The following is a 567-nucleotide window of genomic DNA, read 5'->3' as shown; positions in this document are numbered from 1 at the left end:
GAATGACATAGTGGCGAATACACAATTTCCAAATACAATCGAAACAATTACAAATGATTTAAAAGTATTAGGGATAGAAAAAGGAATGACAGTTATTGTTCATTCTTCATTAAGTTCGATTGGTTGGATATCAGGCGGTGCAGTTGCCGTAGTAGAAGCGTTAATGAAAGTTGTTACAGAAGAAGGAACGATAATTATGCCAACCCAATCTTCAGATTTATCCGACCCAAAACATTGGTCAAGACCACCTGTACCAGAAGACTGGTGGCAAATTATTCGGGATAACGTCCCAGCATTTGACCCACGTATAACACCAACAAGGGCAATGGGAGAAGTAGTTGAATGTTTTCGTACATATCCGAATGTATTGCGCAGTAATCATCCACTCAGTAGTTTTGCAGCATGGGGGAAACACGCAGAAGAAATTACAGCGAATCATTCACTTTCTATAAGTTTTGGTGAAGAATCGCCATTACGAAAAATAYACGATTTAGATGGATACATATTATTACTTGGTGTCGGTTATGATTCCAATACGTCCATACATTTATCTGAGGTACGTACAGG

At 38.5% G+C, this 567-nt stretch carries 1 protein-coding gene; it reads left to right on the top strand.

Annotation, left to right across the window (positions count from 1 at the left end):
• On the top strand, nt 1–567 hold a 567-nt coding region (locus AC1DTM_RS30980; protein WP_477001761.1), incomplete at both ends, for an AAC(3) family N-acetyltransferase.

The sequence above is a fragment of the Bacillus sp. P4_D3 genome (genome assembly GCF_056401855.1).
This window is presented reverse-complemented; position numbering and strand designations above follow the sequence as displayed.